Raw genomic sequence first — 13807 nt, forward strand, 5'->3', positions numbered from 1 at the left:
CCGGCGCGCCGACATCTTCCTAGGCAGCATCCACCTCGCCGCCGCCATCATGTGGTGCTTATGAGTCCCAGCCCTAGCGCGGCGTGTGAGGAACTGGGCCAAGGTCGCCCGCTTAGCTGAAGGGCGCCGGGCCAATTGAAACCGTGGCCGCACGCCACTGGCGGCGTGCGGCTGGCATGATCGCGCTTTACTTGGCGGGCGCGGCGCTGTTGTCGTCAGCCGGGGCCGCGGCATTGCCCGCGTCGGCGGCGGTGGTGTTCCCGGGCGCCTGGGCCGTGTCCGGGCCCGGCGCGGCGGGGGCGGCGGCGGGGAGCGGCAGGTTCGAGCCCTGCGCGTTCAGATAGGCGATCACGTTCGCGCGGTCTTCCGGGTTGGTGAGGCCCGCGAAGCTCATCTTGGTGCCTTCGGCATATTTGCGCGGGTTGGTGAGCCACTCGTTGAGCGCGGCGAAGGTCCAGGTGCCGCCCTTGGCCTTCAGCGCGTCCGAATAAGCAAAGCCCGGATGCGCAGCGACCGGATGGCCGACGATCCCGTACAGATTGGGTCCGATGCCGTTCGCGCCGCCCGATTGGGCATTGTGGCACGAGGCGCACTTCTTGAACACAGCCTCGCCCTTGGTGACATCGGACGACGCCATCAGCGTTTCGATCGGCACGGCCGGCGCGGCAGCGGCACCGCCCTCGGCGCCTTCTTCCACCACGCCCTCGATCGGATAGCCCATTTTCTCCGGACGGCCCTGCTTGAAATAGAGCTTGCCGGCCATCGACAGCCCCAAGCCGACGAACAACGCCGCCAGCACCCAGCCCAAAATCACGTTCGTCCGGAAATTCATCGGTCCCTGATCCCTATTTTCTTGGCAGCCCTTTAGAAGCGCAACGCCGCCCCCGCAAGCCGCGCTTGCCGTACCCGGGCCACGCGGTTAAGCGCGCCGCCGATGGAACGCTTTCCCGCGCCCGCCCTGCCGCATGTCGCGCGCCTTGCCGAGGCGGCGCATGCCGATCCCGCGCGCGCGGTCGCATTCCAAGGTGCGCCGGGGGCGAATTCGCATCTCGCGGCGCTCCAGGCGCATCCCGGCTGCGCGCCGCTGCCCTGCTATGATTTCGCCGACGCGATCGAGGCGGTGCAGAGCGGCGCCGCGCAGCGCGCGATCATCCCGATCGAGAATTCGCTCCATGGCCGCGTCGCCGACATTCATTTCCTGCTGCCGGAATCGGGGCTGGCGATCACTGGCGAATTCTTCCTGCCGATCCGCCACGCACTGATGGGGCTGGGGGAGGTGGCGCAGGTGCGCGAGGCGGCGAGCCATCCCCAGGCGCTGGGCCAGTGCCGCCACTGGCTGCGCGCGCGGGGCATCGAGCCGGTGACCTATCCGGACACCGCTGGCGCGGCGGCGATGGTCGCCGAGCGTGGCGACCCCGCGCTCGCCGCGCTCGCGCCGGCGGGCGCCGCCGAGATTTACGGGCTGAAGCTGTTCGAGGCCGACATCGCCGACGCCGCGCATAATATGACGCGGTTCCTGACCCTCGAACTGCAGGGCGTGCCACCCGAGGGCGCGGGGCCGTTCATGACAACGCTGATCTTCGCGGTGCCCAATGCGCCGGCCGCGCTCTACAAGGCGCTGGGCGGCTTCGCGACCGCCAAGGTCAACATGACCAAGCTGGAGAGCTATCAGCCCGGCGGCAGCTTCGCCGCGAGCGAATTCTATGCCGATTTCATCGGCGCGCCGGGTGATCCCGATGTCGATCGCGCGCTCGCCGAACTCACCTTCCACGCCGAATGGGTGCGGCTGCTCGGCAGCTACCCGATGGCGCGCGAGCGCTGATTACGCGCAATCGTCATAAACCACGCTAACATGGCGGGCATGAGAACTGCGCTCGCCTGCCTGCTGCTCGCCATCGCCACGCCCGCCGCCGCGCAGTTGCGCCCGCTGGTCGCCCCGCCCGCCGATGCCGCCGTCGCCGCGCGCGACGGGGTGGACGTGTTCCTGATCAACGAAGGCCGCGATGCGGCGCCGATCGCCGCGCCCGAGGAGATCGAGACGATCGCCAGGGACGGCACCGCGCTGAAGTTGAGCCTGATCCGCTCGACCGCCGAGGGGCCGGCGGTGCCGGCGGGTGGCTTCACGAAGCTGCGCTACCGGCTCGCCCCGCTGTCCGAGGCGCCGCTCGTCGCCGATCGCGGCTCGGTGTCGGGCGGTGAGAGCGAGGGCAGCATCACCGCTTCGCGCGGGGTGACGAACGGCGCGTTCGATCGCTTCCGTCCCTATGAACCCACCTACATCGTCGCCGGCGCCGGCAGTTCGCGTGCGAAGCTCCAGGCGAGCTTTTCGTTCCAGCCCTTCGATCACGGCGTGCTCGCGCCGATCCGGGTCGCGTACACCCAGACGATTTTCTGGGCGATCGGCACCCCCTCCGGCCCGATCACCGCGACCATCTATCGCCCCGAGGTATTTTACGAGCGCGAGTTCGGCGACTCGATGAAGATCGCTGTCGGCTATCGCCATGATTCGAACGGCGGAGGTGTGGCCGACTCGGTCGATCTCAACCGCTTCTACATCCGTGCCAATCAGCGCTTCGATCTTGGCGGGCGCTGGCGGCTGGATATCGCGCCCGAGGCTTATGGCTTTTTCGGCCCGCGTGGCCTGGCGCGCGACGTCGACCGCTTTTTCGGCTTTGGCGGGATCACCGCCTCGCTGCTCGAAGAGGATGGGGTGAAGCTGTCGGTCCAGGCGCGCGGCAATCCCGGCACCGGGCGTGGCGCGGCGGAACTGTTCGCGAGCTATCCGCTGCGCCGGCTCGGCGGCGGACTGGGGCTCTACCTGTTTGGCGAGGCATTCACCGGCTATGGCGAGCAACTGCTGCGCTACAATCGGATCGACAATCACGTGCGCTTCGGCGTGTCGCTCACGCGGTAACGCACCAAGTCTTGGCGCGGAGCGGCGCGTTTCCTATGCTGGCGCTAACCATCTGGGAGAGTATTCCATGCGCCTGATTCTCGCCGTCGCCGCGCTTGCCGCCGCCGCTCCCGCCGTCGCCGCGCTCGCCCCCGGCGCCGCCGCGCCCGATTTCACCACGCGCGGCGCGACCGCCGGCAAGGTGAGCGGCTTCCACCTGAAGGAAGCGCTGAAGAAGGGGCCGGTCGTGCTCTACTTCTTCCCCGCCGCTTTCACCCCGGGCTGCTCGGCCGAGGCGCGCGCCTTCGCGCAGGCGATCCCCGAGTTCAAGAAGGCTGGCGCGACCGTGGTCGGCATGTCGGCAGATCCGGTCGACGTGCTCGCCGATTTCTCGAACAAGGATTGCGCCGGCCAGTTCATGGTGGCGAGCGCCGGCCCGGCGGTGGTTTCGGGGTATGACGTCGCGCTCGGTCGCCCCGTTCCGGGTAAGGACGGCGCGCCCAGGATCGTTACCAAGCGCACCAGCTATGTTATTGCGCCGGATGGCAAAGTGAGTTTCGTGCATGACGATATGAACCCGGCCGAGCATGTTCGGTTGACGCTGGAGGCAGTGCGGCGGCTCCGGTCCGCCCGGTCATAACGTATCGCAAACATAATTTTAGGAATGTTCGGTTACGCATCGGTGCCGTCGGACGCTGGCTGCTTCGTAAAATTACGAGGGGCAGGCGCGGGAAACGGTGCTGGGGCCAATGAAGCGGGTTAACCTACGCGTGACGGATCGGGACGAGCTCGGACAGTCGCTTTTCGCATCGATCGGCGACTTCCTCGCGCGCAACCATCTGACGCCGGAACCGATCAACTATGAATTCGGCTATCGGGTGTGCTCCTCGCCCGATGGCGCTCTGGCCAAGGCGGTGGCGGCGATCACCGAGGGTGGCTTTCGCCTGACGCGCAAGGACATCGTCTCGCTGGGCGGCGATGTTTCGAACGAGCCGGTCGCTGAAACCGCGAGCGCGGTGGCGCAGGGGTTGGTGGCGCAGACCCAGATGCAGGTGGAAGGTTTCGCCGACTTGGTCGCCGCGATGCGCGCCGATACGCGCGACTTCGGCCGCAACCTCGTGGCGAGCGCCGATGCGATCAAATCCACCGGCCAGGTCGCGCCCGACGATGTGCTGCGGCTGACTCACGCGATGATCGATCGCGTCCAAAGCGCGGAAAGCCAGCTCGAAGCGGCGACGCGCGAAGCCGACGAACTGCGCCAGAAGCTGGAGGAGGCGCGCGACAATGCCCGCCGCGATCCGCTGACCGGGCTGCCCAACCGCCGCGTGTTCGAGGAAAGCTTCGCCGAGCAGGCCGCCAAGGGCACGCCGCTGTGTCTCGCGGTGTGCGATATCGACCATTTTAAGCGAGTGAACGATACGTTCGGCCATGCGGTGGGCGATCGCGTGTTGAAGGCGATCGGTGCCACGCTGGAGGAGCAATGCGCCGGCCATCTCGTCGCGCGGTTCGGTGGCGAAGAATTTGTCGTGCTGTTCACGGGGCTTGAACTCGCGGAGGCGCGGCTGAAGCTCGACGCGGCGCGCACCCTGGTCGCGAACAAGCGCTATCGTCTGCGCGAAACGGATGCGCCGCTGGGCGCGGTGACGTTCTCGGCTGGTCTCACCGCCACCTTGCCGGGCGAGGCGGTGGGCGACGTGTTCGTTCGCGCCGACCGTTTGCTCTACGCCGCGAAGGGCGACGGCCGCAAATGCATCAAGCTGGCATGATGTTTCGCCAGGTTACGGCGATCTTTACCAACGCGACTGGCGAATTTTCCCAAATGCTACCGGCTATGGTTGAACGGTCATCGCATTTCCGCGCATTTCCGCAGTTGGCACGGCTCATGCAATCCCCTGGTGCGTCACCGCCGGATGGTCCGGCAGACGCCAAGACCGGGAGAAAGCACCATGTTCCGTTTCGACACCATCGCCAAGACCGCCGCTTCGCTCGTTGCCGCGATCGCGATGACCGCCATGTTCGTCAGCGCCGCCGTGCCGGTGATGCCGATCGCTTAACCACCCCACCAAGGACTGAATGATGCTGAAGATGTTGGCGATCGGCGCGATCGCGTTTCTGGCGACAGGGCTGTTCCTGCTGGGGCACGACGCCCTGGTCAACGCCCTGACCGCGGTTTGAGCCCGCACCCCGCCGGTTGAGCCGCGGCAGCCGCGGCCCACCGGCGGCAGCGGCTTCAGTCGACCGCGTCCTTCACCGCGCGCCCGGCGAGCAGGCCGAGGACGAGCAGGATGACGAAGACGGCGATCGCAAGATAGAACAGGATTTTGGCGATGCCGATAAAGGCGCCGCCCAGCCCGCCGAAGCCGAGCACGGCGAGCACCAGCCCGATCACCAGAAAAATGATCGCCCAACGTAGCATGGTTCGCGCTCCTTCCGCGTGAGACGGCGAACCAACGAGAGGGGGCGCGATGCGTTCCGTGGGCGGCGCCGTGCTCCGCCTCCACCCACCCCAACCCCTCCCTTCCAGGGAGGGGCTTACCCAGCAAATGACACCGGAAGCCCCTCCCTCTCGGGGAGGGGTTGGCGTGCGTGGAAGCGAAGCCACACCGTCGGCGCTTATGCGCCCCGCGTCGCCTCGAACAGGAACCAGGCGCGCTGTTCGGCCTGATCGGTCCATTCGTCGACGATGCCGCTGGTGGCATTGTCCTTGGCCGCGTCGGCGAGTTCCTTCACTTCGCGGAACTGCTGCACCAGCTTCAGATTGTCGTCGCGCAGTTCGAGCAGCATGTCGCGCGGCGGCACGAAATCGGCGTCGTTGTCGCGCACCTGCTGGCGGCGGGCGATGTCGCCAATCGAGCGCAGCGTCGTCTCGCCCAGCTTGCGCACGCGCTCGGCGATCAGATCGGTGACGCCGAGGATCTCGGTCGCCTGATCGTCGAGCAGCAGATGGTAATCGCGGAAATGCGGGCCGGAGACGTGCCAGTGGAAGTTCTTGGTCTTCAAATACAGCGCATAGGCATCGGCCAGCGCCTGGTTGAGCGCGTCGGCGACGCTTGCCACCTGGTTGGTCTGAAGGTCGGTCGGGGTGTCGAGTGCCGGATTGGTCATGCTTGGCCTCCTGGATGTTCGCCTGCCTTAACGGCTCGCGCGCTAGATTGGTCCCGGCGCGCTTCGCCGCAAGTCCGTCAGACCAGCCGAAAAGCGCTGAGCGCGGCCGCGATCCCGGCGATCAGCAGTACCCCGGCGATCGGCAGCCGCACCGCGCGTGAGCGCAAGCGCGCCGCGACGTTCGGGCCGCCCAGGATCACGACCGCGCAACCAACGGTGCCGCCCAAGGTCGCGCCGATCGCGGCGAAGACCGGGCTGCTCCGCACCCCGAACGCCATCGCCAGGAACTGGCTGCGATCCCCCAGGCCGAGCGCGAGGCCGGCGGCGAGACTCGCCGCGAAGGCGCCGAGCCGGGCTTGCGGCGCGGGCGGCTTGGGCGCGGTCACCCCGCCGAGCGCCGCCGAGCCGAGCGCGAGCGCCAGGAACAGCGCGCGAGCATTGGGGGTGAGCAAGGGCGCGATCAGCGCGGCACCGGCGCCAGCGAGCGCGTTCGCCACCGCAAGCGCGAGAGCGACCCCGAGCAGCGCCGCCACCGGTCGTCCGCTCGCAACCGCTTGCGCGCTCGCCGCCCAGCCTAGCCGGTCGCTCAACTGGCAGGCGAAGCACGCGACCAGCGCCGCCATCAGCGCGTCCATATGCCCCCGCGCAAATGCTTGACTCCGCCGCCGCCTTGGTTCATGTGCCGCCCCCTAGCCAAGCGGCGGGCGCATGCTCCGTCGCTTGTTGTTTTTTCCAGTCGCAGGATTTTCGGGTCATGGCAAAGCCGACCACCGTCAAGATTCGTCTCGTCAGCACCGCTGACACCGGCTTCTTCTATGTCACCAAGAAGAATCCGCGCACCAAGACCGAGAAGCTGAGCTTCCGCAAGTACGATCCCGTCGTGCGCAAGCATGTCGAGTTCAAGGAAGCCAAGATCAAGTAAGGCGCCAGCGCGCATCAATCGCAAAGGCTGCGGAGCATCGCGCTCCGTGGCCTTTTTTGCGTTTTCGTTGGCCAAGGCGACGCCGCCTGCGCTTCGGCCAACATGACCATTCATCCTCGGGCGCAAAGGCAGCCGCGCCCGGGGTCAAGCCCGGGGCGACGAGTCCGTTTCTGTGGTTTCTGGGGGAACGCCCGCATCCTCCGGCAACAGCGCCTTCACCTGCGCCATGAACGGGGCGAGCGCGATCGGGTTCGAGACATAGGCCGCCGCCCCCGCGCCGCGGATACGGTCTTCGTCGGCGCGGCTGGAATAGGCGGTCACCGCCAGGATCGGGATGTCGCGCAGCATCAGATCGCCCTTCAGCTGCGCGATCAGCTCATGCCCGCTCACATGCGGCAGCTGGATATCAGTGATCACCAGATCGGGGGCGAAGTCGCGCGCCTGCGCCAACGCCTCGCGCCCGTCGCGCACGCCGGCCACCGCATAGCCGTGCGCGCGCAGCAGATCGGTGAACAGCTTCAGATTGAGTTCGTTGTCCTCGACAACCAGCACGCGTTTTGCCACGGGGGCGCAGCATAGAGAGCGGGGCGCCCCAAGCAATGGCCGAGACAGACCCTATCGCGCTCGCGTTGCAGGCGCTGGCGTTCGTGCTCGCCGATCAGGCGCGCGCCGAGCGGCTGCTCGCGCTCACCGGCCTCGGCGCCGCCGAGCTGCGCGCCCGGGCGGCCGAACCGGCCTTGCTCGCGGCGGTGCTGGGGTTCCTCGAAAGCTATGAGCCCGATCTGGTCGCGGCGGCCGAGGCGCTCGGCGTCGCGCCGCCCGCGCTCGTTGCCGCCCGCCACCGCCTGGAGCAAGCATGAAGCCTTTGGTCATCTGCGATTGCGACGAAGTGCTGCTGCACATGGTGCGCCATTTCGGCGTGTGGCTGCGCGAGCGGCACGACATCAGCTTCGATATGTCGGGTGGCGATTTCGCGCGGGCGCTGAAGCGCGCCGATGGCTCGCTGGTCGAACGCGAGGCGATGTGGGGCCTGCTCGACGGTTTCTTCCCCGACGAGATGGAGCGCCAGACGTTGGTGCCCGGCGCGGCCGAGGCGCTGGCGGCGCTTGCCGAGCAAGCCGAGATCGTGATCCTCACCAATCTTGGCGATCACTGCCGCGACGCGCGGATCGCCCAGCTCGCGCGCTTCGGGATCGAACACCGGGTCGAGACCAACCAGGGCGGGAAGGGCGATCCGGTCGCGCGGCTGATCGCCGAACTGCGCCCGAGCGCGGCGGTGTTCGTCGATGACCTGGCGGTGCATCACGAATCGGTCGCCAAGCATGCGCCGCAGGTCCACCGGCTGCATCTGGTGAGCGAGCCCGAGCTCGCGCCGCACATCCCCCCCGCGCCGCACGCCCATGCCCGGATCGACGACTGGCAGGCGGCCCGGCTTTGGATCGAGGAACGGCTCGCGAGCGGCCCGGCCCAGGCTTGACCGGCGCGGCTCGCCCCGCCAAGCCGGCGGCCATGAGCAATCGAGTCGAAACCAAGCTGGCCGAACTCGGCCTCACCCTTCCCGAACCCGCCGCGCCGGTCGCGACCTATGTGCCGGCGGTGGAAGCTGGCGGCTTGCTCCATATTTCGGGGCAGATTTCCTTCGCGGCGGACGGCAGCCTGATGACTGGCCGCCTAGGCGAGGATCGCGACCTGGACTATGGCGTCGAGGCGGCGCGGCGCTGCGCGGTGATGCTCGTCGCGCAGATGAAGCGCGCGCTGGGCGGGCTGGAGCGGGTCGAGCGGATCGTGAAGCTCGGCGTGTTCGTCAATTCGGCCCCGGGGTTTACCGATCAACCGAAGGTGGCGAATGGCGCCTCGGACCTGATGGTCGCGCTGTTCGGCGATGCCGGGCGCCATGCCCGCAGCGCGGTCGGCGTCGCGTCGCTCCCGCTCGGCGTGGCGGTGGAGATCGACGCGATCGTCCAGGTGCAGAGCGCGCTTTAGTTTTTTTCAGCGGTGGGTGCCCGGCGCTCCTACCCACCCCCAACCCCTCCCTTCCAGGGAGGGAGGCTTGAAGCTTTCCCCCCTTTACGCCCCTCCCTGAAAGTGAGGGGTTGGGGGTGGATCGCTACGGCGCGCAACGCCTGCCCTTGCGCGTGGCAAAGCAATGCGGGCGCTTAAACGCCTCCTTGCCCGAGCCCTTCCCCGTCGACGCAGGCGCGCTTATGTGGGCGTGGTGACCGGCTCCATCACCGCCCGTATCGCCGATGGTGTGCGCAGCATCGCGCCCGCGGCTTGGGACGCGTGCGCGGGAGGCGGAAACCCGTTTCTCAGCCACGCTTTTCTCGCGATCCTTGAGGAATCGGGCAGCGTCGGTCCGGGATCGGGCTGGCAGGCGCTGCCGATCATCGTGGACGGCGCGGACGGCGCCCCCGCCGCGATCGCGCCCGCTTATGCCAAAAGCCACAGCCAGGGCGAATATGTGTTCGACCATGCCTGGGCCGATGCCTGGCAGCGGGCGGGCGGGGCCTATTACCCCAAGCTGCAGATCGCGGTGCCCTTCACCCCCGTGCCGGGGCCGCGCCTGCTGCTCCGTGATCCCGCGCAAGGCCCGGCGCTGATCGCGGCGATCGAGGCGGTGACGCGCCAGAACGACCTCTCTAGCGCCCACGCCACTTTCGTCGCGCCCGACCAGCTGCCGCTGTTCGAAGCGGCGGGCTGGTTGACCCGGCTCGGCACCCAGTTCCACTGGCACAATCAAGGCTATGCCAGCTTCGACGACTTTCTCGAGACGCTCGCCAGTCGCAAGCGCAAGGCGATCCGCAAGGAACGCGCGGCGGCGGTCGAAGGGCTGACCATCCGCCACTTGACCGGCGCCGAGCTGACGGAGGGCGTTTGGGACGCCTTCTGGACCTTCTACCAGGATACCGGCAGCCGCAAATGGGGCCGGCCCTATCTCACCCGCCGCTTCTTCTCGTTGCTCGGTGAGCGGATGGGGGACCGTACGTTGTTGATCCTGGCCGAACGCGACGGGCGGCCGATCGCCGGCGCGCTCAACCTGATCGGCGCGGAGACGCTCTATGGCCGCTACTGGGGCTGTACCGAGGACGTGCCCTTCCTCCATTTCGAGCTCTGCTATTATCAGGCGATCGATGCCGCGATCGCGCGCGGGCTGAAGACCGTCGAGGCCGGCGCGCAAGGCGAGCACAAGCTCGCGCGCGGCTATGAACCCACGCCTACCTGGTCGGCGCATTTCCTGCCCGACGCCAATTTCCGCCGCGCCGTCGCCGACTATCTGGCGCACGAACGCGCGGCGATCGCCGCCGACGCCGAAATGCTCGCGACTATGACGCCGTTTCGGAAGGCGGCGGCGGGGTAAGCTCTTCCTGGCTCACCTTGGGGCCTTCGGCGTCATGGTCCACCTCGTAGAGGCCGCTGCGCGTTTCGGCATCGTACCACAACGGTTTCAGCCCTTTGAGCAGCGCGGGGTCGAAGGGCGGCGGGCTCAGGATCCACACATAATCGAAGCTGTAACGCGGGAAGAGCACAAGCGAGCGCTTGAGCGGGCGCCACCATTGGCGCGGGCATTGCTCATGCGTCACCAGCTGCGAGGGATCGTGCGCGAAGCCGCGCAGGCGGTAGCGCACCGTCAGCAGCTGCGCGCCGGCCATCGACCACTGATCGTTGGTATAAGCGAGCTTGCGTTCCAGCGCGAGCGCGGGGACGTGTTGCAGCCGGCTCATGAACCACTGATTGTTGCACGTCTCGCCGACGAACGAGATCAGCCGCGCCCCCTCGGGCAGCTTGTCGAGCGCGGCGAGCTGGCGTTGATAGCTCTTGGCATAGAGATAGAAGCTCGCGGTGTTGCCCGCGATCCGCACCAGGAAGAAGGCGAGACCCAGCGCCGCGATCGTCGCCGCCCCGCGCAGCGACACGCCCTTTCGGGGGCGCAGCGCGATCACGCCGATCGCGAGCATGAACGGTGCTAGGCGCATGTCGGCATAGGCGGATCCGAACACGATCCGCGGCAACAGCAGATAGACCGCGAGCAGGAACAGCGCGGAGAGCAGCAGGTTGCGCGAAAATTCGATGCTCGCATCGCGCGCCCCGCGCAACAGGATGAAGTAGAGTATCGCGGCCGAGGCTATATCGAACGCCTGCCAGCGATCGCGCAGCACCATCGTCACCCAGCCGATCTTGGCGCGCCAGTTGAACCAGTCGGTAGTGCGCCCGGTGACATTACCCTCCGAGCGCCAGGCGATCATCAGCAGCATCGGCGGCGCGAGCGGCAGGCATCCCAGCCCGGCGCGAAACCAGGCCGACACCCAGTGCCGGACGCGCTCACCGAAGCTGTTGAAGTTCTGCGGCAGGCGATCATGCTGGCGGATCATCTCGGCCGAAAAGGCCAGCACCCCCAACGCGCCCCACCCGAAGGTGTGGCACACCCACAGCAGGCACGACAGCGGCACGAACAGCGCCGCGCGCAGCCGGAACTTGCCGAGCCGCGCCAGCCGCAACCACAAGGCGAACAGGTTAAGCGCGAACGCCATCGACAGCGCGAAGTTCACGAACCCGAAATGCAGCGGGAAGCTGTAGGCGAGTGGCAAGGCGAACAGCGTGGTCGGCGGGATGCGCCCGTGTACCTCGCGCGCGATCCACAGCAGCCCGGCGACGGTGAGGACCGGGATCGTGATGACGATGAGCTTCACCGCCAGCTCCAGATCACCTCCAACCAGCGGGGTGAGCGGGACGATCAGCAGATCGACCCCCAAATTGCCGATCAGCTGCCAGCGAAAGTCATACCAGTCGTTCAGCCAGATCATCCGGTCGTGATCGAGCTGGACGCGGTAGCGCCCCATATGGCCGGGCAGATCGAGCAGCGGCGGAATTTGCGGGTAGAGCAACGGCACGGCCGCGATCAGCGCCACCGCGATCACGAACCAGCGCTGTTCCCACCAATGCCGCTCGGCGGTTGCCCATTGTGCCATCGCGGCGCCTTACGAGCGCGATGGGGCAGGGGGCAAGGGGGCAGGAGCCAGGGCGGCGCCGCGGATTACGGTTGATCGAGCCAGCGGCGCACGCGCCACAGCCGGAGCCGCGAGTTGCCAAGCGCGAGCCGTTCGAACCCAGCGGGCGCGCGATCACGCGCAAGATCGGCGGCCAGGCTGTGCGGAAAACGCTCCAGCAGGTCGATTTCCTCGAAGTCGCCCGGACAGAATGCGACATAATCGATTCGCCACAGGCGCCCGATCGGCCGCGCCGCCGCCGCGGGCGACAGGAAGAAGCGGTACATCGCGATGTTGCCGGCATTGTTGCGGTGATAGCCGGCGCCGACGGTCGCGTGGTGCGTACTGCCGACGAGGTAGCTCGCCATGTTGGTCGGCGCCATGATCACGCCTGCCGGGTAGCGGTCGACCGCCACCCAGGTGTCGCCCCGGTTGCACAGAATTTGCGCGGTCACGTCGCGGCTGATCGCGATGCCGGGCGGCGGGGGAGGGCTGGTGAGCCGGTCGATCGTGTCGGGAATGACCGCGTAGGCGACTCCCGCCGAACCAAGCCAAGCCGCGACCATGGGCACCGCGCGACCCGTTTTCCGTACGCGCGCGACGAAGCCCGCCAGCAAGGGCACGCTGAGCGGCACGCCAAGATAAACGCCGCGCAATTGCGCCAGGATCACCAAACCCGAGGCGAGCACCGCGCCGGCGACGGGCAGGATCAGCGGCCAGCGTCGTCCAGCCCGCGCCAGCGCCCAAAGCGCTGCGACGATCCCCGCGATCATCAATCCGGCGAGCCCGATCACGCGGACCACCGAATCCTGCGCGAAGACGCTGTTGGCCTCGTCGATATGCGTGATGAAGTTCTTGAGCAGGAAGGGATCGACCTGCCCATAAGGCCCGGCGAGGCAGGCGGGATAGGCGTGGAATACCGCGAGCGCCGTGCCGATCGCGCCCACCGCCCCGATCCCCGCCCGCCATGCCGAGCCGCGCAGCCACGGCGTCGCCCCCGCCAGCAGCGCGAGCACCGCGCTTTCGCCCAGGATCGCGGCGCTGGAGGCGGGGGTGAAGCTGTCGCACAGATTGTTCGGCCAGTAATTCGGCCGCATCGTCAGCAGAAACACAAGCGTCAGACCGCCCAGGCCCGCGGCGAGCCCCGTCAGGCGTACGCGCTCCCGTATGCCACGCACCACCCAGATCAGCCCCGCCGCCCCGATCAGGCCCACGACTTGCGGCAGCGTTTCCAGCCCGATCATCAGGCTGCACGCCATGGCGAGACCGGCAATCAAGCCGCTGGCCCCGGTCGGCCTGGCGATCAGCGCGCGCGCGGCGACCAGCACCGTCACCACCTGCAACGCGTGGTGATCGATGCGACCGGGCACGAACAGGCTCGTCGCCGGGAAAGCGAGCGCCGTCAGCACGATCGCGACCGGCGCGGCCGGATCGCGCCACAATTTGCGAGCGATCGAGGCGATCAGCAGCATCGCCGCCACCAGCAGCAGCGGCGGATAGAGCGATACCGCGACCAGCTCCGCGCCATGCTGGCCGAGCAGCGGCGTACCAAGCACGATCATCGCCGCCGGCACGAAATCGTTGAGGCGCGACCAGTGCATCGGCGATCCCGCCGGCGGCGCCATGCGATACTGGGTCCAGTCGTTGAACGCTTGCCCGCCGAGCCAGTCGCGGATTTGCGCCAGCCGCATCATGTCGTCGGCATCGGGCAGGATCAGCTGGGAGAGCTGCGGCCAGTCGCGCGCGGCGCGGCTGAACGACAGGATCGCGACCAGCGCCAGCGCGATGAGCAGATCGCGCCGCCACCGCGCGCGGCGCGCCTGGCCGCTGTCGATCCGTTGCTGTTCCATGCCGTCCCCCTCGATCCCTCTGGCGCCCGCCATAACGGCTAATCCTTAACCA

The 13807-nt window shown here is 67.8% G+C and carries 15 protein-coding genes and 1 pseudogene; 9 read left to right on the plus strand and 7 right to left on the minus strand.

What is annotated here, in order from left to right; all coding sequences use genetic code 11:
- Positions 1–187 precede the first annotated feature (187 nt).
- Entirely contained in the window at positions 188–832 is a 645-nt protein-coding gene (locus K2X73_RS14920) for a cytochrome c family protein (protein WP_294112105.1), read from the minus strand.
- A gap of 102 nt (positions 833–934) precedes the next feature.
- Here K2X73_RS14920 and K2X73_RS14925 point away from each other — a divergent pair, with 102 nt between their 5' ends.
- The 4 genes from K2X73_RS14925 (at position 935) to K2X73_RS14940 (ending at position 4659) form a co-directional block, all read left to right on the plus strand.
- Positions 935–1822 (plus strand): prephenate dehydratase, encoded by an 888-nt coding sequence (locus tag K2X73_RS14925; RefSeq protein ID WP_294112106.1) that lies wholly within the window; start codon positions 935–937, stop codon positions 1820–1822.
- 39 nt (positions 1823–1861) lie between these two features.
- The gene (locus K2X73_RS14930) at positions 1862–2914 is read left to right on the plus strand and encodes a phospholipase A (protein ID WP_294112108.1); all 1053 of its coding nucleotides are present in this window, start codon (positions 1862–1864) and stop codon (positions 2912–2914) included.
- Between the two features lie 67 nt (positions 2915–2981).
- Positions 2982–3533: a redoxin domain-containing protein gene (locus tag K2X73_RS14935; RefSeq protein ID WP_294112110.1), complete on the plus strand. Its 552-nt coding sequence runs from the start codon at positions 2982–2984 to the stop codon at positions 3531–3533.
- Between the two features lie 130 nt (positions 3534–3663).
- A complete protein-coding gene (locus K2X73_RS14940) occupies positions 3664–4659 on the plus strand; it encodes a GGDEF domain-containing protein (protein WP_294112112.1) in 996 nt (331 codons plus the stop codon).
- 464 nt (positions 4660–5123) lie between these two features.
- Here the strand turns inward: K2X73_RS14940 and K2X73_RS14945 are convergent, their stop codons facing one another.
- The 3 genes from K2X73_RS14945 to K2X73_RS14955 form a co-directional block, all read right to left on the minus strand.
- Positions 5124–5309, minus strand: a complete 186-nt coding sequence (locus K2X73_RS14945; protein ID WP_294112114.1) for a DUF1328 family protein — start codon at positions 5307–5309, stop codon at positions 5124–5126.
- Between the two features lie 197 nt (positions 5310–5506).
- A complete protein-coding gene (locus K2X73_RS14950; protein WP_294112116.1) occupies positions 5507–5998 on the minus strand; it encodes a DNA starvation/stationary phase protection protein in 492 nt (163 codons plus the stop codon).
- 77 nt (positions 5999–6075) lie between these two features.
- Positions 6076–6633 carry a TMEM165/GDT1 family protein gene (locus K2X73_RS14955; RefSeq protein WP_294112117.1) on the minus strand — a complete coding sequence of 186 codons (558 nt, stop codon included), beginning with the start codon at positions 6631–6633 and terminating at the stop codon, positions 6076–6078.
- A gap of 119 nt (positions 6634–6752) precedes the next feature.
- Here K2X73_RS14955 and rpmG point away from each other — a divergent pair, with 119 nt between their 5' ends.
- Positions 6753–6920, plus strand: a complete 168-nt coding sequence (gene rpmG, locus K2X73_RS14960) for a 50S ribosomal protein L33 (protein ID WP_294112118.1) — start codon at positions 6753–6755, stop codon at positions 6918–6920.
- Positions 6921–7124: 204 nt separating this feature from the next.
- On the opposite strand, the pseudogene K2X73_RS14965 reads toward rpmG, so the two are convergent.
- Positions 7125–7484, minus strand: a pseudogene (locus tag K2X73_RS14965) (response regulator); the annotation flags it as partial.
- A 35-nt stretch (positions 7485–7519) separates the two neighbouring features.
- Here K2X73_RS14965 and K2X73_RS14970 point away from each other — a divergent pair.
- The 4 genes from K2X73_RS14970 (at position 7520) to K2X73_RS14985 (ending at position 10278) form a co-directional block, all read left to right on the plus strand.
- The gene (locus tag K2X73_RS14970; RefSeq protein WP_294112119.1) at positions 7520–7780 is read left to right on the plus strand and encodes a DUF3572 family protein; all 261 of its coding nucleotides are present in this window, start codon (positions 7520–7522) and stop codon (positions 7778–7780) included.
- Positions 7777–8397 (plus strand): HAD family hydrolase, encoded by a 621-nt coding sequence (locus K2X73_RS14975; protein WP_294112121.1) that lies wholly within the window; start codon positions 7777–7779, stop codon positions 8395–8397. Before K2X73_RS14970 ends, K2X73_RS14975 begins: the two co-directional genes overlap by 4 nt.
- 32 nt (positions 8398–8429) lie before the next feature.
- On the plus strand, positions 8430–8903 hold the full coding sequence (locus tag K2X73_RS14980) for a RidA family protein (protein ID WP_294112123.1): 474 nt from the start codon (positions 8430–8432) through the stop codon (positions 8901–8903).
- Positions 8904–9132: 229 nt separating this feature from the next.
- Positions 9133–10278, plus strand: a complete 1146-nt coding sequence (locus K2X73_RS14985) for a GNAT family N-acetyltransferase (RefSeq protein ID WP_294112171.1) — start codon at positions 9133–9135, stop codon at positions 10276–10278.
- On the opposite strand, the gene K2X73_RS14990 is transcribed toward K2X73_RS14985, so the two are convergent.
- Positions 10244–11887 carry a hypothetical protein gene (locus K2X73_RS14990; protein WP_294112125.1) on the minus strand — a complete coding sequence of 548 codons (1644 nt, stop codon included), beginning with the start codon at positions 11885–11887 and terminating at the stop codon, positions 10244–10246. The genes K2X73_RS14985 and K2X73_RS14990 overlap by 35 nt on opposite strands.
- A gap of 65 nt (positions 11888–11952) precedes the next feature.
- On the minus strand, positions 11953–13788 hold the full coding sequence (locus tag K2X73_RS14995) for a hypothetical protein (RefSeq protein WP_294112127.1): 1836 nt from the start codon (positions 13786–13788) through the stop codon (positions 11953–11955).
- Between the last annotated feature and the right edge of the window lie 19 nt (positions 13789–13807).

Source organism: Sphingomonas sp., assembly GCF_019746665.1.
In the GTDB taxonomy this organism is placed as follows: Bacteria; Pseudomonadota; Alphaproteobacteria; order Sphingomonadales; family Sphingomonadaceae; genus Sphingomonas.